A 21,747-nucleotide genomic window follows, 5' to 3' on the forward strand; every position below is an offset into this window, starting at 1 on the left:
TATCATTGTGAATTCAACTTTATTCAAAATCTAAAAACATTGGAAAATAAACCCATTACTGAATTTAGCGGAGGGACGGCTTTTGGACATCCCAAAGGTTTGATGACTTTGTTTTTCACAGAAATGTGGGAACGGTTCAGCTATTACGGCATGCGCGCCCTGCTTATCCTCTTTATGACCAAAGCCATTGTGGATGGAGGCCTGGGATTTGATGATAAAACAGCCGGGGCTATCTATGGCCTATATACTATGGGAGTCTATCTTCTGGCACTTCCGGGAGGATGGTTGGCTGACCGGTTATTTGGGTTGAAAAAAAGTGTCTGGTATGGGGGGATCATTATCGCATTGGGTCATTTTATGATGGCTGTTCCGGGAATAGAAAACTGGATCCTTGGGAGTTCAGGGCCAAAAGAAAGCCTTTCAGCCTTGGACACCAATTCCTTCTTTTTGGGATTGATCCTGATTGTTTTGGGCACAGGGCTACTTAAGCCGAATATCAGTTCGATAGTTGGGCAACTTTATCCCACGGGTAGCTCAAAACGGGATGCGGGTTTTTCCATATTCTACATGGGTATCAACATTGGAGGATTTATTGCGCCTTTGGCTTGCAGCACGGTGGCAGAGTACGATATGCATTTGGGTTTTGGTCTTGCAGGCTTGGGGATGGTATTTGGATTGATCCAATACAAGCTGACCGGAAAAGCTCTGGATGGTTACGGGGAATCACCGATTTCCGAAAGTCCAAAAGAAATCGAGGATAGAAACAAGCTGAAATCTTTGACCAAGGTAATTGGTCTTGTCTTGGCTGTATTTATTGGAGTATTGTTTACGGGGATAATCCCTGTCAATGCTTCGGCGATTGCCGGTGCTTCAGGGACTGTCATTGCTTTGGTTGCTTTTGGGTATTTGGGCTATGTTATTGCCTTTGGAGGACTTTCCCATGGCGATAGAAATAAAGTTGGGGTGATCGCAGTCCTCTTTTTGTTTTCTGCCATGTTCTGGTCGGGATTTGAGCAGGCAGGGTCGACTTTGAATCTTTTTGCGGAGCGGTTTACTGATAGGACAGTTTTGGGCTGGGATATTCCTACTGGGTATTTTCAGTCGATCAATTCTTTGTTTATCATCATTTTTGCTCCCTTTTTCGCAGCACTTTGGGTATGGCTGGGAAGAATGAATCTGGAGCCGAGTTCTCCTATGAAGTTCACCTTTGGCTTGCTGCTTTTAGGCCTAGGGTTCTTTGTGATGTATTTTGCTACCAAGATTGCCGCCTCAGGAGAATTGGCAGCTCCTAGCTGGCTGATCATCACCTATCTGCTCCACACGTTCGGAGAATTGAGTCTTTCTCCGGTAGGATTGTCTTTGGTCACCAAATTGGCTCCCAAAAGCTATGGTGGTCAAATGATGGGGATTTGGTTCCTTTCAGTCGCATTGGGGAATCTGATTGCTGGGTTGATTGCCGGAGAAGCGAGTGGGGGCTCAGAAGAAGGATTGGCAGCCATGCCTGATCAGTTTATGATGATTGTGTATACGGTGATTGGTTCTGCTCTTGCGCTCTTCTTACTTAAACCTATTTTGAGGAAAATGATGGGAGAGGTACATTAAGGTTACTCTCTTCCAACATTTAAGGCTTATCCTAATTTATGGATAAGCTTTTTTTGTTTTAAGAGTTACCAACGAATCCCCAAGTCGGCAAATTTCCCTGATTTTACTTCAGTCTTGATTCCACTAAGCTCAGAAACAGTGGTTCTGTTTCATTTTGAATTAGCTATTGGAAAAAGGAGAAAATACAGCATCAATAGATTTTTATCACTTCGATATAAGTATCAATCCCTATACTGAAATCAATCCATAACCTTTTCGAGGTACAAATACATTTTATTCTTTGCGAAATAAAGGGTGATCATCAAAGCTTCTTTATGGGACATTCTCTAAACTAATAAGCCGATAAAGAAAAAGCCATCCCGAATGCTCGGGATGGCTTGGTTGATTGGTGGTTAATTGATTTTTAATTCAAAAACTCGTCAAAAGTCAAGCTTATATAGAACATGCTGCCTACGGTTGGGTTACCCCAAGCCTGACGATATCCATTGCTGAAGAGGTTGGTGCCACCCAGTTTAAGAATAGACTTGATGCTCTTCATCTTGTAGCTTACTTGAGCGTCGAAGGTACCAAATGCAGGCATTACGGACAGCTGCTGAGAGGATACCGCAGGACCTACAAAAGAAGACTGCCATACGAATTCACCCTGCCAACGGTAGGAGAGGGAAAAGCCGACGTTGTCCACCACTTCTCTATTGGCAAAGTTGATGACGTACCGATACTCAGGCGTGTTGAAGGAAGGCTGGAATCCAGTTTCAGCCAATTCATCCAAGTTGGAAAGTGTATTGTATGACACGTTACCCCCAATGGAGTAGTTCTTTGGAAGCTTATAATCCAATCCTAAAGCCCAACCCCAAGACTGAATAATTTCAGTTCTGTTGACCGGAATGGAGTAAATAGATCTTCCTCCCGGGCCCACACCGATCAAGTTCAAACCTGTGATTGGATTTGGTCCAAGACCTCCGGTGTTAGGATCACCATCCTGTACCAATACCTGACCACCGATGAAGTTTTCAAAACGGTTGAAGTAAGCATAAGCATCAACCAAAAGTCTATTGGAGAATAGTCCTTTGTAACCTACTTCAAAAGATTTCACTCGCTCAGGCTTGAACTCAGTCAATTCAAAAGGAGTCAAAGTTCCCAAATTGGCTGTAGAAGCATTCACTGGTACTACTTGGGCTGCAATTCCCGGCACTAGCTGAGGAACCAGAGCCGCTATGGCTGCAGGAGCTTCAGAAGGTGGAATAAGGCCAGCTTGAACTTGCTCAGTCACAATTTGGGTAGCCTGCTGAATAGCGAGCTGAGTAGCCTGCTGTATACTTTGCTGATAAACAGGGGAGCCAGGTTGAGTATCAGCCTGAACACCGGCTCCAAACTGTTGAACAGTAGCTAAGCTGTAAACCGGATTGGAATTAAAGTTGTACCGATCTCTGAAGAGTGGAAGACCACCGAGCAATCTGGCCTGAGGAGTCAGCAAATCGATGAATTGATCCTGAGTAGTCGGGATACGGAAACCGGTTTGGTAAGAAGCTCTGAAGTTATGGTTGTTTACAGAATAAACCCCTGAAACCCTTGGAGACCACTGGCCTTGGAAGTTCTCGTTTTTATCGTAACGAACAGAAGCAGTAAGCTTAAATTTATCATTGAAAAGCAGCTTGGATCCCTGAAGGTATCCCCCGTATTCGTTGATGGTAAATTCTTCCCCGTTTTCATCTGTAGCAAAGAGAGTTTTCTCAGAGTTCAGGGCATAGATTCTGTAATTAGCTCCAGCTACAAATTCTGCAAATTTGATTCCTGTGAAAGTATAAGAGCCTTCAAAATGATACAAATTGGTCTTATCGACAAACTGTGCACCTACACCTTGGGCATTTCCCGGAATAGGTCTTGAAATCACTCGCTGCTTGGCAGCTTCAAATTCCGGTGTACCTGGCAAAAATCTTCCTTGATCTGCAAATCCTCGGGCAGCACCATGAGCAGTAGCATCATCGGCTCCTTGTAATTTAGCTTGAACGAATGCTCCTACATATTCTGGGAACCACTGCTGACTACGCTTCCACTCTTCATTGATCCCTTGAGCCGCGATGCCTACTGCAAAAGCATCACCAGAACGCTCCTGAGTGGTATAGGCTCTCAAGAACCAATTTGCACCTCTCAGTTCAGCTTTATACTGACCTAAATTGAAATTGGCAATAGAATAACGGTCAGCACCTGTGTAAACAGTAGTACCAAATCCGTAATTACCTTGGAGGATAGCTTCAACCCGATCGTTCAATCTCCAATGCAAAGCCGCATTAAGCTTGAGAGATTTGGTATTGTAATCTGCCAAGTCACTTTCTCTGTATCCAGTTCTTGAAACAAAGGTGTTTGGAATCAATCCCAAGGCCGCTTGAGGAAGGACGCCTGCTGCCACCATTTGGTTGGCTACGGAAGTCATGCTTACGTTGGTTTCGTCACCGTAGACATTGACCCCATTGTAACCAGGGTTGTTCAGTCGATTTCCCCCTTCAATAGTAGATCCATTCAAAAGAGATTGGTCTCTGAAGTCATTTGCTTGCCAATCGTCAGCGGCCAAATAGCTCACATTTACTTTGAATGCTACTTTGTCGGAAAAGGCTTTGGCATATCGAGCACTGAAGTCATAAAATCCCGTGCCTGGCTGAGTTCTGCTGTCCTCATTCATGAAGCCCGTTCTCACGTTGGCAGACAATCCCTGATATTGGAAAGGGTTTTTAGAATTCATCAACAAAATCCCGTTGATCGCATTGGGACCATAAAGTGCAGATGCTGCACCGGGGATCAATTCCACACTTTCCAAATCCAATTCGGAAATCCCCACGATGTTGCCCACAGAGAAGTTCAATCCCGGTGCTTGGTTGTCCATACCATCAATCATTTGCACGGTCCGAACGTTCCCGTTGGAATTGAATCCACGGGTATTGAATGACTTAAAGGTGAGAGATTGGGTGCTCATTTCTACACCTTTCAGATTGTTCAAAGCGTCGTAGAAGCTAGCCTGCGGGACTTCACGAATGGCAATGATGTCCATTTTTTCCACGGATACAGGAGACTTCATGATGCTCTCTTCCACACGGGATGCAGATATCACGACTTCCTGTCCCATAATTGAGGATTCAGCAAGCTGGATGGACAGATTGGAAATACCTCCGGTGATCTCCACCTCCTGTGAGGTATATCCTACCATAGAAAAGATCAGGGTGAATGGCGGTTCCTGATTTACATTGAGGGAAAACTTTCCGGACAGGTCGGTAATCGTTCCGATTACTTTTCCTTTGACCACAATGTTGACACCGACTAGGGTCTCCTTGGTATCCGCATCGGTTACCGTTCCGGAGATGGTTGTTTGAGCTTTGGCATCCCAACTTCCCAAGGAAACTAAGAGGAAAAGGGAAAACACTGAAGCCCAGAACTTTTGGGTAAAACTTCTCATAGGCGTTTTTTTGAGGTTATTTTTGGTGATGTTGCACTGATGGATTTTGACTCCATTTCGTCGAAATTTATGGTAAAAACCCATAATTCAATGGAACAATAAAAAAAAATTTAATTGGTGAGAAATAGGATATTTAATCTTGCTATCGGAAACTGAGGCTTTTTTTGGCTTTTTCTAAAAAATTAGAATTCATCATTAAGGTTTTATTATTTCGACTGGATTTTTATTGAAAATCCGTAAACAGATAGCAAAAAAATATTAATCTCTAAAAATCAAAAAAGTCCGGAAAGTCCGGACTTTTTTATTAAGAATTCTTTCGATTCTCTTCATTGACGTGTTTGACCATTCGATCACAGAGGTCTTTGATCTCTTCTGACATGTATTCGTCACCAGTACTGTTGAGTATGGTTTGGGCCATACCACCCATGATATCAATGTAAAACCTTTTCATTTCTGCCACAGACATCTCCTCTGTCCATAGGTCAATCCGAAGGGTAGAATGATTTAGGCTATCCCAAACATTCAAACTTATACTTTTGGTCGACTCCAGACCATCAGCCTCTTTGTCTGATGCATCCCAAAGAATATTCTTAGGCAAGTTATTTTCGTCCAGTTGTACCTGGAACTTGATTTCTGAGTTTTTCATATTTCAAATTTTGATGTGCAACAGGAAATGATTTCTGACAGTTCATCTCTAGCCTTAATTGAATGACATTTCCGGAATCTCTCCTTTGATGATTAATTTTCCTTCCGTTTTATTCTGGATTTCATCCACAGAAATTCCAGGAGCTCTTTCGAGCAGGATAAACCCACCCTCAGGAGCAATTTCCAATACTGCCAAATCTGAAACGATCTTTTTCACGCAGCGAATACCCGTGATCGGGAGGGTACACTCCTTCAGCAATTTGGATTTCCCGTCTTTGGAACAATGCTGCATGGCTACGATGATATTTTTTGCAGAGGCTACCAAATCCATGGCTCCTCCCATACCCTTCACCATTTTCCCCGGAATTTTCCAATTGGCTATGTCTCCATTTTCAGATACCTCCATAGCTCCCAAAATGGTCAAATGAACATGGCCGCCTCTAATCATAGCAAAAGATTCGGCAGAATTAAACAAGGAAGACCCGGGCAACATTGTCACCGTCTGCTTGCCGGCATTGATTAGGTCCGGATCAATTTGCTCTTCAGTAGGGAAGGGGCCAATGCCCAACAGTCCGTTTTCCGACTGTAGGACTACTTCCAATTCAGCTGGAATGTAGTTGGCTACTAAGGTGGGTATACCGATTCCCAGATTTATATACTGCCCGTTTTTCACCTCTTTGGCGATTCTTTGGGCGATTTGTTCTTTAGTTAGCATTTGGGTTTGGGTAAGAAGTTAGACAAAAGCTTGTTGGGTCCTGAAAATGACCTAGGTTCATTTTTTTGATACCGTCCTTTGCTCAATCCGCTTTTCGTAATCTTTTCCTTGGAAAATACGCTGTACATAGATTCCAGGGGAATGAATCTGATTCGGGTTGAGTTCTCCCGCCGGTACCAATTCCTCAACTTCTGCAATGGTAATCCTGCCGGCAGCAGCCATCATAGGATTGAAATTTCTGGCCGTACCTTTGAAGATCAGATTACCTGCTGTATCTCCCTTCCAAGCTTTTATCAGAGAAAAATCGGCTCTCAACCGCCTTTCCATCAGGTAAAGTTTGCCATCAAATTCTCTGATTTCTTTTCCTTGGGCTACTTCAGTGCCTACCCCTGCAGGGGTGAAAAATGCAGGAATTCCAGCTCCTCCAGCTCTCACTCTTTCAGCAAGGGTTCCTTGAGGGATTAGCTCTACTTCCAATTCTCCACTAAGTAGCTGACGCTGAAACTCGGCATTTTCTCCAACATAGCTGGAAATCATTTTTTTGACCATCCGCTTTTTCAGCAAAAGTCCGATCCCGAAGTCATCTACTCCGGCATTGTTGGATACGATGGTCAATCCTTCAATATCTCTTTCTAAAAGTGCGGCAATGCAGTTTTCGGGAATTCCGCTCAATCCAAACCCTCCCATCATCAGGAATGAATGGCTCGGAATATCGGCCACTGCTTCACGGGCATCTTTTACGGTTTTGTTGATCATTTGTATTTGGGTTTATAGTACAAGTTTGGCCTGCTTTTGGTCTTCCAGCAATTGTAATTTTAAATTTTCCAGGCTGTCAAATTTTTTCTCTTTTCTCAAAAATTCCCGGAAGAAAATCGTAATCTGCCGATTATAAAGATCTCCCTGGTAATCGAAAAGGTGTGCTTCTACGGTTTTTTTTGATCCGTCTACCGTTGGCCGATTGCCAATATTAAGCATTGCCTTAAATATCCCCCCATCCACCATTGCTTCCACGGCATAGACCCCGTCACAAGGGATGAGTTTGTAATCGTTGGGCACGTGAATATTGGCAGTAGGAAAGCCTATGGAACGGCCGATTTGCTGACCTTTGACCACAATTCCATTTATTTCATACGGTCTTCCCAGATAACTGTTTGCCGTCTTTACATCTCCGGTTTCCAATGCACGGCGGATTTTGGTGCTCGAAACTCCGATTTCGTCCACATCCTGACGGGAAATCTCCTCCAGCTCGAATCCAAATTCAGAACTGTTGTCTTGAAGATATTCAAAACTGCCTTCCCGGTTTTTGCCAAATCGATGATCGTAGCCGATAACCAGTTTTTTGGTTTGAATTTTTTCAACCAATACTCTTCTGATGAACTCCTCAGAGCTAAGCTGGGAGAATTCTCTGGTGAACGGAATCGTAATCAAATGATCTATTCCATATTTTCTTAACAGCGTGGCCTTCTCTTCAAACGTAGTAAGCAAGCGTAACTGGTGTTCCTTGGGATAAAGAACCAAGCGGGGATGGGGCCAAAAGGTGATCAAGACCGTTTCCCCTTGCAGTCCTCTTGCGATTTCCCGAATTCGTGTCAGAATCTTTTGATGCCCCAGATGGACTCCGTCAAAAGTACCGGAAGTGACCACGGCATTGGGTGCTGCATGGAATTCGTCTAAGCCTTCATATATTTTCATGGGAGCGGTTTTTTATTTCTTCTACCCAAGTCAAAATATCTTTTGCTTCTTCCAACCTATATTCGCCAATTCTTGTTCTACACAATACTTTAAGATAAGCACCCACCCCTAAGGATTCCCCCAGGTCTCTGGCAAGACTGCGGATATAAGTGCCTTTGGAACAGGAAATTCGAAAATTCACCTCATTTCCTTCAAATCCCGTGATTTCGAATTCACGAACCTGAACAGGACGTGCTTCCATTTTCACTTCTTTTCCCGCCCTTGCGGATTCGTAAACTCGCTTACCGTCTACTTTGATGGCAGAGTGCATGGGAGGGACCTGAAATATATCCCCTGTCAATTGGGACGCGGAGGACTCAAGATCCGCTAAGGTGAGATGGCTTGGGTCTGCGACAGGAATGACAGGTTTTTCCAAATCAAAGGACTCAGTAGTAGATCCCAGAACGAAGGTTCCGGTGTATTCTTTTTCCTGGCCCATAAACGTTTCGATCTGCTTGGTCATTTTGCCTGCACAAACAATCAAAAGTCCGGTAGCTAAAGGATCCAAGGTGCCGGCATGCCCTACTTTTTTGATTCGGAGGGCATTGCGGAGTTTTTTGACCACATCAAAAGAAGTCCACTCCAAGGGTTTATCGATGAGAAATACTTCGCCGTAGGCTTCTTGCTGCATGAAATTGAATTTGTGTTGCCTCGAAAAAGGAAAGGAGATCAGTTTTTCTCCGACTTGGCAAAAATGGCATAGAACTCAAAAATGAATCCTGCCAAGGTTACAATGGGGCCTAATGTCAAGCCCAAAAACCCATTGCCATGCGGCTCCGAGTCCAAGCCAATGATGACAAATCCAAGAACGATCATAGCCAACCCGATGAGCATTAGCCTATAATTCTTCTTTTCAAAAGGAAACGGTTGGTTATTCATAATGATCAGTAAAGTTCGTCCAGAGACATGTTCAAGTATTTATTTACTGCCCGCAAGGTACTCAGAAGGGATAAAATTCCCCCAATGACGATTAGCGCACCAAAGAGCAAAAAGAGCAGGTATTCGTTTTGAAGTAGAGCAAAACCCTCGATGTTGGATTTGGCATAGGAGATCAGGCCAAAAAGGATTCCGGAGGAAACTGCCCCTGCCAGCATGCCGAATATCCATGCTCTCACCAGAAAGGGTTTTCGGATAAATGCCCTTGTGGCACCCACCAATTGCATGGAGCGGATCAGGAAACGTTGGGAAAACAAGGCCAATCGAATGGTATTATTGATCAGCATGGCTACGGTAATGATCAGGATGGCAATAAACGCCGACATGACAATGCTTACTTTGATCAGGTTTTTGTTGATGTAATCCACCAAATCGGTCATATAGGAGACTTCAAACACCCCTGGAATGCTTTCCAGTTCTTTTGCGATCACTTCCAGCTGCTCTGAAGTCTGAAATTCCTCAGCAATTCCGATCACATAACTGTCTCTGAGGGGATTGTCTTCTAGAAATTTGGTAAAATCCTCACCTGTACTTTCGATAAATATCTCCGCAGCTTCCTCATCCGAGATAAACTTCATACTCAGAGAGTCTTCTTTCATCAAGACGAAAGGTCTCCCAGAGATGTCAGAGCGAATCTGTCCCAATTCTTCAGAGGAAAGGTTTTTATCAAGAAATACCTGCACCTCAATATTTTCCCGGATCAGTCGGCTGAGTGTCCTGGCCTGAATCAAAATGACACCAAAGAGTCCGACTATGAAGAGGGAAAGTGTAGTGCTGAAAAGTACACTTCCGAATTTGAAGTAACCTAAAGTCTTTTTTTGTTTGCTAGGTGAGGTCATTACAGATATTTCAGGTCAAAAATAGAAAAGCTGAAGGGAATTAACCAATCGCTGTGCCAGAAAGGATAGGGATAACTTTTTCATGTGCTATACCCCAAACCCAATCTCCTAGTTCGGGCTTTACCAGCGCCAAACCGGTAAAATTGCCAAAGGCAGGCATAATCAGTGTTGTACCATTAAAATAAAAACAGGGGATTCGGACATGCTGTCTCGCTTTGCCCCGTAGCAAAATTCCGGGATGGATATGACCGCAAATATTTAAAAATCCATTTTCTACCTCAGTTAAGGGTTCATGCGACAGAACCAAATTTCCTAAGCGAAACTCTTCCGGGTGAATCTTCAAGGGGGCATGGGTGTATAGCTTTGGGGGCAATACATCATGATTGCCTTTGACCAAATGGAATTCAATCTCAGAAAATCCTTCAATAAACTTCATCAACACTTCCCATTGTCCATTCCAATCGCTGTGAAAAAGATCTCCTAGAAAATAGATGGCCTGTGGACTCCATTTCTGGACAAGGTCTTCGATGATTTGAAGATCAGAATTATGTACAGGCTCGGGAATTGGGATTCCCGATTTACGGAAATGGGCGGCTTTCCCAAAATGCAAGTCAGAGATCAAAAGTGTTTTTTGGTTTTTTACCCAAATGGCTTTTTCCCTAAGCAAATACACTTCTGTATCCAAAAATTGAATAGCCTGAAATCCAGAAGCATTAGTTATTTTTTCCGTTTCCATCATAACAATTCCAAAGGTATCCGTATTATTTCATATGAATTCTTAAAGAATATGAAAATGCGACAATTCACTTCTTTGTTTTTACTGCTCTTTGTTTTCCTTTCGGCAAAAGCCCTTGGCCAAACAGAAAATGCCATTGTGGGAGTCTGGTACAACACAGAAAAGGACGCGAAGGTACAGATTGAAAAAAAGGGAGATGCCTATTTCGGTAAGATCGTTTGGCTTAGGGAACCCGTACGCGATGGAAAGCCCGTGTTGGACTCCAATAATTCGGATAGGAAGTTGCAAACCAGACCCATTTTGGGAATGACTATCCTCGAAGGGTTGAAATATTCTGGAGGAGCGTGGAAAAACGGTAAAATCTATGATCCCAAATCCGGAAATACCTATTCCTGTGAAGTAAAACTGACCAACAAGGGATTATTGGAAGTCAAAGGATATATGGGCTTTTCCTTCATAGGGAGAACTGTGGAGTGGAGTAGGGCTGAATAAAACTCAGCTTTTTGCTATTCCTGATAGAAAGAGGTCAACAGTGCGCTCAATTGCTCAAATTCGATCAGGAAAGCATCATGTCCTGCGGTGGAAGTGATTTCTTTGTACTGCCCTCTTTTGGAATTTTCAGCGATAAACTGAGACTCTTCAGGCAAGAAAAGCAAGTCGGTATTGACCCCAATAGCCAAAACCCTTGCCTCGATGCATTGCAATGCAGCTACAGCCCCCCCTCGATTTCTTCCTAAATCCTGACTGTCCATGGTCTTACTCAGCGTCCAGTAGGAAAGGGCATTAAATCGTTTGGCTAATTTTTGACCTTGATATCTGAGGTAGGAAGCCGCCCGAAAATCCTCAAGTTTTTCTTCCGTATCCGTTTGTTTTTTCTTCAGATCACCGGGGTGGCGGTAACTCAGCATGGCGATAGCCCGGGCCGTTTCTAGCCCTTTTTTCCCTGCTTCGGGTGTATGGGAACCCCAGGAAGGGTCGGATTCAATGGCCATCCTTTGGGCTTCATTGAATCCGATCACCCATGGGCTGGTTTTGGCCGTTGAGGCCAAAATGACTGCATTTTTAAGCTTCTTTCCCAGTTCAACGGCCCATTCTAAAGCTACTTGCCCTCCAAGTGAACCCCCAATCAGGGTATGGATTTGGCTCAGGTGAAGGTGAATTCTCAGCGCCTCCAAACTTGCCGCCAAATCTCTCGGTGTCAATTGAGGAAAATCATAGAAATAGGACTGCCCGGTGTCTGGATTGACACTGAGTGGATTGGTAGATCCATAACTGCTTCCTAGGAGGTTGACACAAATGATGAAATGCGAAGCAGGATCGAAGAATTTCCCGTCACCAATCAACCCTTCCCACCATTCAGCAGCATGGGAGTTGCCGGTGAGGGCATGGACAACCCAAATCGCATTGGACTTATCCGGATTGAGTAAGCCGTAGGTGGTATAAGCTAAATGGTAAGATTTGAGCACTTGTCCCGATTCCAAGACAAGAGGTTCTTCGCTGTGAAAGGTGTGTTCAATCATTGTAAATTCCCTAGGGGAAAGAAGAAATTCCATCCGCAATTAAGGTTTATAGTTTGTCGAAGGCCAGTTGTAAGTCTGCTTTGATGTCTTCAATGTGCTCAATTCCCAAAGAAAGCCGCAACAAGGTTGGGGTAACTCCCGCCGCAAGCTGCTCTTCTTCACTCAGCTGCTGATGGGTTGTGGCTGAGGGCTGAATAATCAGGGTCTTGGCATCACCCACATTAGCCAAATGTGAAATAAGCTCGAGATTATTGATAAATGCAGAAGTCGATTCTTTGTCTCCTTTCAGTTCAAAACTCAAGACCCCTCCAAAACCATTCTTGAGGTATTTTTTGGCTAAAGCATGGTAGGGAGAGGAAGGTAATCCGGGATAATTCACTTTGGACACCTTGGGATGAGACTCCAGCCAAGAGGCGATTGCCAAGGCATTTTCGACTGTCCTTTGCACCCTTAAGGAAAGAGTTTCTATGCCTTGGAGAAGCAAAAATGAATTGAAAGGGCTAATAGCAGGTCCAAAGTCTCTAAGGCCTTCTACACGAGCCCGGATTGCAAAGGCAATATTGGGAAGGCCTAAAGGATTGTTTTCTCCAAAAATCTCCCAAAAATTCAAGCCATGATATCCTTCAGAGGGTTCGGAAAATTGAGAAAATTTCCCGTTTCCCCAGTTAAAATTGCCGGCATCGACGATTACTCCTCCGATAGAAGTACCGTGTCCTCCGATCCATTTGGTGGCAGAAGAGGTCACGATATTGGCTCCATGGGCTATCGGCTTGAACAAGTACCCTCCTGCACCAAATGTGTTGTCTACGATAAGCGGGATGTCATGTTTTTTTGCCAAAGCCGCAATCGCTTCAAAGTCGGGAATGTTGAATTCCGGATTTCCGATGGTTTCCAAATAAATCGCTTTGGTTTTTGCATTGATCAGCTTTTCAAAAGCTTCCGGAGAGTCTCCTTTGGCAAATCTTGCCTCGATTCCTATTCTTTTGAAAGCAACCTTGAATTGGTTGTAAGTTCCTCCATAAAGAAAAGAAGTAGAAACAAAGTTTTCCCCTGCTTGGAGTATATTATTTAATGCCAAAAACTGGGCAGCTTGTCCTGAACTGGTGGCTACAGCGGCCACACCGCCTTCCAATGCTGCAATTCTTTTTTCGAAAACATCCGTCGTGGGATTCATGATTCGGGTGTAGATATTTCCGAATTCTTTCAATCCAAATAAATTGGCACCATGCTCCGCACTGTTGAAGGTGTAGGACGTGGTCTGATAGATGGGTACTGCCCGGGAATTGGTGGCCGGATCAGGTGCTTGTCCAGCGTGAAGCTGAAGGGTTTCAAATCGATAGTTACTTGACATGGTAAGTAGGGTTAAAGGGTTAAAAGACGATTCAATGAGTTGGTATGTGACTGGCATTTGGCAGCCAAAGAAATTAATTGCAGGGCAGCTAGTTTTCTTCCCTGCAAAGAAGAAGGAAAGCCAAGAAAGGATAAGGGAAGAAGGGAAGCTTGTTTGATCATACCGCAAGGAATTTATAGTTCCGAAGAAGACCCTCTTCTCCGGCAGGAATGGGCACCTTTCCACTTTGGAAGGTTGCCAGAGGGTCGTAGAGCCTGTCTCTCGCCTCTTCTTTATAAATCCCTGCACAAAAAGTGAAAGGATACAACAAAGTAAACAGGGCTTTTTGACAATCCCAAAAATTAATTCCTAAATCGACCGTAAAATCACAAAATCGGATTCAACTGATCGTCAGAATAGCGAAAGATAGGATGTACATTTTCGAGGTCGGGAGTAATCTTGACCAACTCTTTGACCAATCCATCCTCCAGTCCGTAAGCCCATCCGTAGACATGCGGTGCTTTACGTTCTTTCCAGGCTTTTTGGATGATTGAAGTTTTTATCAAGCCCTGGCATTGTTCGATGACATTAAGCTCCACCAGGCGATTTACCTGTTTTTTATGATCGGAAATAGATTCAATTTCCGCTTGATAAAGCTTGTAAACTTCTTTGATGTTTCTGAGCCATTTGTTGATCAAACCATAGGAATGATGGGAGATTGCTGCCTCAACTCCTCCGCATCCATAATGACCGCATATGATAACATGCTCCACTTTCAGAACCTCAACCGCGTATTGGAGTACAGAGAGTAGATTGAGATCAGTATGGACCACTACATTGGCGATGTTTCGGTGAACAAAGACCTCTCCAGGATCTGTTCCGGTAATTTCGTTGGCAGAAACCCGGCTGTCTGAGCACCCGATCCAAAGAAACTTGGGCTTTTGTTGATCAGCGAGTCGCATGAAAAAGTCCCGATCGTTTTGGGTTTTTTCCTCAGACCAGGCCTTATTCTGAAGTAGAAGTTTTTCGTAGGGATTCATAGGCGTTTGGTCAGATGGTAGGGGTAGCCTTCGATGGTGATTTCAATGTTTTTGGAAGGACAAGATTGGATAAAATCATCCAAAACCTCCCTGATATCACTGTCTATAAATCTCGCCTTATGTGCGTTCAGAATTACTTTTGCGCCTTCGGGAATTTCTGCCAACTTTTTGAGGAGGAATGGCTTGTTTAGAAAAGATACATCTTTTTGGAGTTTGAGCAAGTAGTTTCCATTGAGCTCTGTTATGGTGAGGGCCCGCTGAAAATTGCTTTTCACCACAAAAAACAACCCAAAAACCATCCCGATTCCTATTCCAATCAGTAAATCGGTAAAGAGTATGGCCAATAAGGTGACCATAAATGGGATAAATTGATTCCATCCTTTCTCATAGACTCCTATGAAAATCGAAGGTTTGGCCAGTTTATACCCTACGACAAACAGTACGGCAGCAAGACAGCTTAGCGGGATTTTATTCAGAATTCCGGGTATGGATAAAACCAAAATGAGGAGTAAAAATCCGTGAAAAATAGCAGAGAGCTTGGTCTTTGCTCCAGATGAAATATTTGCCGAACTGCGGACAATAACGGCCGTGATAGGAAGACCACCTATAAGTCCTGAGAGGGAATTTCCCGCTCCCTGAGCAATCAATTCCCGATTGGTGGGAGTGATTCGCTTTTGAGGATCCATTTTGTCCGCAGCATCGATACTGAGCAAAGTCTCAATACTTCCCACTACAGCGATAGTGATAGACACGATCCAGAATTGCGAACTGGTAATGAGACTGAAATCAGGAAAAGTAAGAAGTCCGGAAAGCTCATTCAAGGAGTTGACTTGAGGAATAGTCACCAATTGCTCTCCTCCTAGCTTCCATTCCGGTTTCCAAACCCCGTAAGCTTCATTGATTCCCAAGCCTATGAGTACTGCCCAAAGTGCCCCCGGAATGAGGCCAAAAAAGGAATGATTTCCAATCCTGGGATTTTCAAAAAGAATCAAAACCAAAAGCGCCGTGAAGACTATGGGCAAGGCTCCGGGACTGTGATACTGTATGGCATAGCCGATTTCTGTAATCGTATTATGCTGGTCCGCCTGAAGGAAAGATTCATCTCCCATGGTGTCTTTGTCATAGCCCAAAGCATGGGGAATCTGCTTCAAAATCAAAATCAAACCAATGGCCGTGAGCATTCCTTTGATAACCGAATGAGGAAAAAAATAACCCAACTCACCCGCTCGGGCTATTCCTAACAGGATTTGCAGTAGTCCTGCGATCAGGACCGTTCCAAGGAAGAGCTCGAAGCTTCCCAATGAAGTGATAGAATCCAAAACTATGACGGTAAGGCCAGCAGCCGGTCCGCTCACACTGATCTGAGATCCTGAAATCATTCCAACGACAATGCCACCTATTATTCCTGCGATAAGGCCAGAAATGGATGGAGCTCCACTGGCTATAGCAATCCCTAAACAAAGGGGCAAAGCCACCAGAAAAACCACCAAACTGGCTTTGAGATCACTTTTTAAATTGGCTCCGAAATAGCGATCCATGGAAAAAACTCGAGGGGTTAAAGACTTACTATATGTGAATTCAAAGGTGAAAATAAAGTTTTATGATTGCCCGCTATCCCGCCAGTAATTCATAATGACCTCGACTTGGTTCGATTATGCTCACCGACCTTCGCTCAGCCTCCTGATTTGCAGAGAATTTTAGGAAGGAGAAAAGCAGTCCTTCATATATAGTTTTATTTTCATTCAAAATTTCAACATTCAGATTCCTACCCTTTGGCTAACAGCGCATTCATGCATCCATTGATCTGCTCGAAGGAAAAAGACTGAATTTGTTGATCCATTTGTTCTTGTATTTCCTCCAGACACATGTTGCCCAAGCTTCCTTCATGGGTATGTTTGAGGTTACTTTGGTCAGGGTGGAAATTTCCTGCCTCGATATCTAAGCCCACCTTTTTGTACGCATCCCGGAAGGGGACGCCCTGAAGGACCAAGTCATTGACTACCTCTACGGAAAACAGGTGCTTGTAAAAGGGGTCCTTGAGAATGTCCTTTTTGATCTGCACAGAGCTGAGCATAAATGAGCTCATTTTCAGGCATTCCCTAAGTGAAGCCATTCCAGGAAAGATCTCTTCCTTGAGCAGTTGCAAATCTCTGTGATAGCCTGTGCTCATATTGGTCAAAAGAAAACCCACCTTGACCGGAATACCCTGAATTTGATTGGATTTGGCACGAATCAACTCAAAAACATCTGGATTTTTCTTATGGGGCATAATACTGCTGCCTGTAGTGAGATTGTCAGGAAATCCGATAAATCCAAAATGTTGATTCATGAAAAGACAACTATCGGTGGCCAATCGATTGAGCGTAGCTGCCAATCCGGCCATTGCAAAAGACAGCGTTCGTTCCGTTTTGCCTCTGGAGTTTTGGGCGTTAATCACATTATAATGTAAATCAGCGAATCCAAGAAGCTGAGTGGTCATCTTTCTATCCAATGGAAAGCTGGACCCGTACCCGGCAGCCGAACCCAGCGGGTTTTTATTACTTAGGTCAAAAGCTGTTTTGAGAAGAGCAATGTCTTCTGCCAAACCTTCAGCGAAAGAGCCAAACCACAATCCAAAAGAGGAGGGCATAGCCAGCTGGGTATGAGTATAACCTGGCATCAAGTCCATTTTGTGCTTATCAGCCAGGAGGATCAGCAATTGGAAAAGTTTTTGGGTTTCCTCAACCAATTCTTGGATTGCAGCCCGATAGAAAAGCTTCAAATCCACCAAAACCTGGTCATTTCTGCTGCGCCCACTGTGTAATTTCTTTCCTACTTCCCCAAATCGTTCAGTCAACAAGAATTCCACTTGGGAGTGAACGTCTTCTACTCCCGGCGCTATTTCAAATTTCCCGGATTGAATTTCCTGATAGATTTCTTTTAGGCCTTTCTGAAGGGTTTGGTTTTCCTCTTGTGAAATCAGGCCGATTTTGGCCAACATATGGGCATGAGCCATAGATCCCAACACGTCAAAAGGTGCCAAAATAATATCAAACTCGGGATCTCTACCAATGGTAAACTGCTCGACTTCTTTTTTGCTGTCGGTAGCTTTTTGCCAGATTTTCATGGGGTTATGGTTTTACTTTTGCGAAGCATCGCATAGTGATCAATAAGAGAAATGTATCCGGAAATTCCGGACTTTAACTCATCCAAGAGAATATACTCGTCTGCAGTATGAGACCGGGCGGAGTCTCCTGGACCAATTTTTACCGATGGATAGGGGATCAGTGCTTGGTCTGACAAGGTAGGACTCCCGAAAGTCTCCAAGTCCAAGGCATCAGCCACACGATACATCGGGTGATTTTTGGGTAAGTGAGAAGACTGAAGTCTAAGGGAACGAGGAGTCAATTCTGCTTTCAGGAGTTCTCTAAGTTCCTCCAAAGCCTCCTCAAGGGTATAGGCATCCGTAACTCTTACATCCAGCACATATTCACAAAGATCTGGTACCACATTGTGTTGTTGTCCTGCTTTGATGACAGTACAACTTACTTTGGTTCGGCCCAGAAATGAGGAAGTTTTTGTGAATTGAAAGTTTCTGATTTCCTCCAGATCTTCCAAAGCCAGGTAAATCGCATTGATTCCTTCTTCTCGGGCAGCGTGTCCTGCTTTACCATGGATTTTTGCATCGATGACCAAAAGTCCCTTTTCAGCTACTGCCAAACGCATCTGAGTGGGTTCGCCGACAATGGCCAATTCAGCAGGTGGAAGGGTAGAAATCAGGGATTCGATTCCGCTTTTTCCAGAAATTTCCTCCTCTGCAGAGGCAATCAGGAGAAGATTAAAAGGGAGTTCTTTTTTGGAAAAATAAAGAAAGGTGGCAATCAGACAGGCCAAAGCTCCTCCAGCATCATTTGAGCCCAAACCATACAGCTTTCCATTTTCAATGGTCGGTGAAAATGGGTCGCGGGTATATCCCTGATTCGGTTTTACCGTGTCATGATGAGAATTAAGCCAAAGAGTAGGGAGGTCTTTATCATAGGGTTTGGCGTAAGCCCACACATTATTTCCTGTACGGGTTGGGAATACTCCTGCCTCTAGCAAAAAGGATTGGATAATGTCAGCAGTCTTGTCTTCTTCTCGGGAAAACGAAGGAGTAGAAATCAGGCTTTTGAGCAACTCTAGCGCCTTATCAAAGGCTAAATCCAAATCCTCCATCAGTACAAGTCGTAGCGGTGGCGTTCGATAATGGTGCCTGACAGTTTTCCTTTGGCAGCCAAAAGCAGATTTTCGGCTTTTCCGATCCACACATGGTGAACCCCTTTCTTTAGGGCCTCAAAAGCATTATCCAGCTTGGGGATCATCCCGGAGTGGATTACATTCTCTTTGCGCAGCTCAGTATAAATCTCCTCGTTGATCAATGGGATGATGGAGTTTTCGTTTTTCTCATCTACCAAAACTCCGCTCTTGTTAAAGCAAAAATAAAGGTTGACATGGTGCTCTTTTGCAAGGGAAGTAGCCAAAGCCGAGGCAATGGAATCTGCATTGGTATTGAGGAGTTGACCAGATTTATTGTGGGTAATGGCACAGATTACCGGGTGAATTCCTCCTTCGAAAAGCGTATTCAAAAAATCAGTGTTCACCTTTTGAATATCCCCTACAAAGCCATAATCAATGTTTTTTACCGGACGTTTTACGGATTGGATCAGATTGCCATCTGCACCGGTAAGGCCTACTGCATTCACATTCAGGGCTTGGAGTTTAGCCACCATGTTTTTATTGATCAATCCGGCATATACCATGGTGACGATATCAAGCGTGTCTTTGTCCGTAATTCGTCTACCGTCCACCATCTCAGGCATGACACCTAGGCTTTCTCCGAAGCGGGATGCCAAAACTCCTCCTCCGTGGACCAGGATTTTATGCCCTGGAAACTTGGAAAATAAAGTCAAAAACTCCTCCAGTTTGTCCGGGAAGTCGATGACGTTTCCTCCGATTTTGATGATGGATATCTTCATAGGTTTGAGAGTTGAAAAAGAGTGTTATTCCAGGATTTTGCTCAACACAGCCTGGGCGGCGTAGATTCTATTTTCGGCTTGCTTTTGAACCAAGGATCTGCGGCTGTCGAGAATTTCATCCGAGAGTTCCAAATTTCTCCTAACGGGCAGGCAATGCATTACTTTTCCCTGAGGTGCTTTTTTGAAATGATCTTCAGTCAGCATCCATCTTGAGTCTGTACTCAGGATTTTTCCATAGTCATTGAATGCCGACCAGTTTTTTACATACACAAAATCAGCATCTTCCAGGGCTTTGCTTTGGTCGTATTCGATGGTCGCACCTTTGGTAAATGACTCATGAAGCTCATATCCTTCCGGATGGGTAATTGTAAGTTCATGACCCATTCCCAATGACCATTCGGCAAAGCTGTTGGCCACTGCGTGGGGTATGGCCTTGATGTGCGGGCCCCAAGTGAGGACCACCTTGGGTTTCCTTTTACCATTCAGATGTTCCTGAATGGTGATCTGATCTGCCAAACTCTGCAAAGGATGACGAGTGGCTGATTCAAGACTCACTACAGGTATTCCACTATATTTTATAAACTGACCAAAAATAAAATCAGTCATATCTTCCTCCTTGTTGGTCAGGGATGGAAATGCCCGGATAGCCAGGATATCGAAATAGGAACCCAATACTCTTGCTGCATCTTTGATGTGTTCTACGGTACCTTTATTCATTATGGCACCTTCCTGCATTTCCAAGGCCCATCCTTCCTTGTCCATATTTAGGACTATGGCTTCCATTCCTAAATTTTGCGCAGCAATCTGTGTGGAGACCCGGGTTCGGAGAGAGGGATTGAGAAAAATACAACCCACTCGCTTTCCCTGTCCTTTGGCTTGATCCAGTCGGGGCTGATTTTTATAAAGAAGCGCCAAGTCAATCAATTCCTGACCTAACTCTCTGGATTCAAATTGGGTAAAATACTTCATGGGGTTGGGGTAATTAATCCTATTTGGATTTAAGCGTTAAGGACTTCTTTCAAAGCGGTTAAAAACGAATTTAATTGATTCCATTCTACTGACAAAGGAGGTAGCAGGCGAATCGTCTGCTTTCCTGCCGCAGAACCGGTGAAAATCCGGTGTTTTTTCACCAATTCTGATCGAACAGGACCTGCGTCCCGATCCAGATCGATTCCAATCATCAATCCTTTCCCTCTTACTTCTTTGATTTGGGGAATCTGCTTCAACTCTTCAATCAGGCGGTCTCCCAATTCCAAGGCCTTTTCCTGCAAGTTTTCTTTTTCCAAAACCTCCAATACGGCCAATCCGGCGGCACAGGCCAAATGATTCCCCCCGAATGTAGTGCCTAGCAGTCCATAACTTGCCTTGAACTCCGGCGAAATCAAAAGACCACCGATTGGAAAACCATTGCCCATTCCTTTGGCCATCGTGATGAAGTCAGGCATCAATCCATCTACCCACTGATGGGCAAAAAAACGTCCAGTTCGACTGTACCCTGATTGGACCTCATCCAAAATCAGTTTCGCTCCAAAGGATTTGGCCAAGGAAGCAATTCCCTTCAGAAAATCAGGGGAAGGAACTTGAATCCCTCCAACACCCTGAATCCCTTCGATGATCACTCCGGCAATGGTTTCGGTTTTTAGTACTGCTTCCAAAGCTTCCAAATCACCCCAAGGCAAGATGTGAAAATCCTCCCGTGCATTGGCTGGAGCGATAATCTTGGGATTATCGGTTAAGGCGACTGCACCGGAAGTTCTTCCGTGAAATGCTCCCGAAAAGGCTACAAAACCCGATTTTCCGGTGACAAAAGAGGCCATCTTGATCGCGTTTTCATTGGCTTCTGCTCCGGAATTGACCAAGAAAAGCTGATAATCATGCAGGCAGGAGAGATGACCAAGTTTTTTAGCCAATTCTTGTTGGATTGGAATCTCAACTGAGTTGGAATAAAACGCGATTTTGTCCAACTGGTCTTTGATTCGCTTCACATAGTGCGGATGGGTGTGGCCTATGGAAATCACCGCATGACCTCCGTAAAGGTCTAAATATTCTTGCCCCTGATCGTCCCAAAGCCGACAGCCTTCGGCACGGTCAATGGTGACAGGAATGAGGGGATATACGTCGAAAAGATTCATTCTTAATTACGATTTACGATTTTTTCTATTTCGGATTTGAGATTTCGGATTTCGGAAAATCCGACATCATATATCCGAAATC

General features: G+C 44.1%; 20 protein-coding genes and 1 riboswitch. Of the genes, 2 read left to right on the forward strand and 18 right to left on the reverse strand.

What is annotated here, in order from left to right; all coding sequences use genetic code 11:
- Positions 1 to 102: 102 nt before the first annotated feature.
- Positions 103 to 1,602, forward strand: coding sequence for a peptide MFS transporter (locus AAA943_RS05975; RefSeq protein WP_420915592.1), 1,500 nt, complete (start codon positions 103 to 105; stop codon positions 1,600 to 1,602).
- 403 nt (positions 1,603 to 2,005) lie between these two features.
- On the opposite strand, the gene AAA943_RS05980 is transcribed toward AAA943_RS05975, so the two are convergent.
- The 9 genes from AAA943_RS05980 to pdeM all read right to left on the reverse strand — a co-directional run bounded on the left by AAA943_RS05980 (position 2,006) and on the right by pdeM (position 10,652).
- Positions 2,006 to 5,047, reverse strand: coding sequence for a carboxypeptidase-like regulatory domain-containing protein (locus AAA943_RS05980; RefSeq protein ID WP_338223321.1), 3,042 nt, complete (start codon positions 5,045 to 5,047; stop codon positions 2,006 to 2,008).
- 304 nt (positions 5,048 to 5,351) lie between these two features.
- Positions 5,352 to 5,693, reverse strand: a complete 342-nt coding sequence (gene gldC / locus AAA943_RS05985) for a gliding motility protein GldC (protein ID WP_338223322.1) — start codon at positions 5,691 to 5,693, stop codon at positions 5,352 to 5,354.
- A 54-nt stretch (positions 5,694 to 5,747) separates the two neighbouring features.
- Positions 5,748 to 6,407, reverse strand: coding sequence for a CoA transferase subunit B (locus tag AAA943_RS05990; protein WP_338223323.1), 660 nt, complete (start codon positions 6,405 to 6,407; stop codon positions 5,748 to 5,750).
- A gap of 57 nt (positions 6,408 to 6,464) precedes the next feature.
- Complete coding sequence (locus AAA943_RS05995; protein ID WP_338223325.1) at positions 6,465 to 7,163, reverse strand: CoA transferase subunit A; 699 nt, start codon at positions 7,161 to 7,163, stop codon at positions 6,465 to 6,467.
- Positions 7,164 to 7,175: 12 nt separating this feature from the next.
- A complete protein-coding gene (locus AAA943_RS06000; protein WP_338223326.1) occupies positions 7,176 to 8,099 on the reverse strand; it encodes a bifunctional riboflavin kinase/FAD synthetase in 924 nt (307 codons plus the stop codon).
- Positions 8,086 to 8,769, reverse strand: coding sequence for a tRNA pseudouridine(55) synthase TruB (truB, locus tag AAA943_RS06005; RefSeq protein WP_338223327.1), 684 nt, complete (start codon positions 8,767 to 8,769; stop codon positions 8,086 to 8,088). Before truB ends, AAA943_RS06000 begins: the two co-directional genes overlap by 14 nt.
- 38 nt (positions 8,770 to 8,807) lie before the next feature.
- Positions 8,808 to 9,017, reverse strand: a complete 210-nt coding sequence (locus tag AAA943_RS06010) for a DUF3098 domain-containing protein (RefSeq protein ID WP_338218710.1) — start codon at positions 9,015 to 9,017, stop codon at positions 8,808 to 8,810.
- A 5-nt stretch (positions 9,018 to 9,022) separates the two neighbouring features.
- On the reverse strand, positions 9,023 to 9,913 hold the full coding sequence (locus AAA943_RS06015; RefSeq protein ID WP_338223328.1) for a cell division protein FtsX: 891 nt from the start codon (positions 9,911 to 9,913) through the stop codon (positions 9,023 to 9,025).
- Positions 9,914 to 9,953: 40 nt separating this feature from the next.
- Positions 9,954 to 10,652, reverse strand: a complete 699-nt coding sequence (gene pdeM / locus AAA943_RS06020) for a ligase-associated DNA damage response endonuclease PdeM (protein ID WP_338223329.1) — start codon at positions 10,650 to 10,652, stop codon at positions 9,954 to 9,956.
- 54 nt (positions 10,653 to 10,706) lie between these two features.
- Between pdeM and AAA943_RS06025 the strand changes: the two genes are divergently transcribed.
- On the forward strand, positions 10,707 to 11,141 hold the full coding sequence (locus tag AAA943_RS06025; protein WP_338223330.1) for a DUF2147 domain-containing protein: 435 nt from the start codon (positions 10,707 to 10,709) through the stop codon (positions 11,139 to 11,141).
- A gap of 14 nt (positions 11,142 to 11,155) precedes the next feature.
- Here the strand turns inward: AAA943_RS06025 and AAA943_RS06030 are convergent, their stop codons facing one another.
- The 9 genes from AAA943_RS06030 to AAA943_RS06070 all read right to left on the reverse strand — a co-directional run bounded on the left by AAA943_RS06030 (position 11,156) and on the right by AAA943_RS06070 (position 21,665).
- Positions 11,156 to 12,202: a homoserine O-acetyltransferase family protein gene (locus AAA943_RS06030; protein WP_338223332.1), complete on the reverse strand. Its 1,047-nt coding sequence runs from the start codon at positions 12,200 to 12,202 to the stop codon at positions 11,156 to 11,158.
- Between the two features lie 13 nt (positions 12,203 to 12,215).
- Positions 12,216 to 13,520 carry an O-acetylhomoserine aminocarboxypropyltransferase/cysteine synthase family protein gene (locus AAA943_RS06035; RefSeq protein WP_338223333.1) on the reverse strand — a complete coding sequence of 435 codons (1,305 nt, stop codon included), beginning with the start codon at positions 13,518 to 13,520 and terminating at the stop codon, positions 12,216 to 12,218.
- 170 nt (positions 13,521 to 13,690) lie between these two features.
- Positions 13,691 to 13,801: riboswitch (SAM riboswitch) on the reverse strand.
- A gap of 84 nt (positions 13,802 to 13,885) precedes the next feature.
- Positions 13,886 to 14,539 (reverse strand): carbonic anhydrase, encoded by a 654-nt coding sequence (locus tag AAA943_RS06040; RefSeq protein ID WP_338223334.1) that lies wholly within the window; start codon positions 14,537 to 14,539, stop codon positions 13,886 to 13,888.
- Positions 14,536 to 16,077: a SulP family inorganic anion transporter gene (locus tag AAA943_RS06045; RefSeq protein WP_338223335.1), complete on the reverse strand. Its 1,542-nt coding sequence runs from the start codon at positions 16,075 to 16,077 to the stop codon at positions 14,536 to 14,538. Before AAA943_RS06045 ends, AAA943_RS06040 begins: the two co-directional genes overlap by 4 nt.
- A gap of 227 nt (positions 16,078 to 16,304) precedes the next feature.
- Positions 16,305 to 17,645 (reverse strand): argininosuccinate lyase, encoded by a 1,341-nt coding sequence (gene argH / locus AAA943_RS06050; RefSeq protein ID WP_338223336.1) that lies wholly within the window; start codon positions 17,643 to 17,645, stop codon positions 16,305 to 16,307.
- Positions 17,642 to 18,733 carry a M20/M25/M40 family metallo-hydrolase gene (locus tag AAA943_RS06055; RefSeq protein ID WP_338223337.1) on the reverse strand — a complete coding sequence of 364 codons (1,092 nt, stop codon included), beginning with the start codon at positions 18,731 to 18,733 and terminating at the stop codon, positions 17,642 to 17,644. Before AAA943_RS06055 ends, argH begins: the two co-directional genes overlap by 4 nt.
- Complete coding sequence (gene argB / locus AAA943_RS06060) at positions 18,733 to 19,533, reverse strand: acetylglutamate kinase (protein ID WP_338223339.1); 801 nt, start codon at positions 19,531 to 19,533, stop codon at positions 18,733 to 18,735. The genes AAA943_RS06055 and argB overlap by 1 nt, the downstream gene beginning before the upstream one ends.
- A 24-nt stretch (positions 19,534 to 19,557) precedes the next feature.
- Positions 19,558 to 20,502, reverse strand: coding sequence for a Rossmann-fold NAD(P)-binding domain-containing protein (locus tag AAA943_RS06065; RefSeq protein ID WP_338223340.1), 945 nt, complete (start codon positions 20,500 to 20,502; stop codon positions 19,558 to 19,560).
- Positions 20,503 to 20,531: 29 nt separating this feature from the next.
- Complete coding sequence (locus AAA943_RS06070) at positions 20,532 to 21,665, reverse strand: aspartate aminotransferase family protein (protein ID WP_338223341.1); 1,134 nt, start codon at positions 21,663 to 21,665, stop codon at positions 20,532 to 20,534.
- Positions 21,666 to 21,747: the final 82 nt, after the last annotated feature.

Source organism: Algoriphagus confluentis, from assembly GCF_036245625.1.
GTDB classification, from domain to species: Bacteria; Bacteroidota; Bacteroidia; order Cytophagales; family Cyclobacteriaceae; genus Algoriphagus; species Algoriphagus confluentis.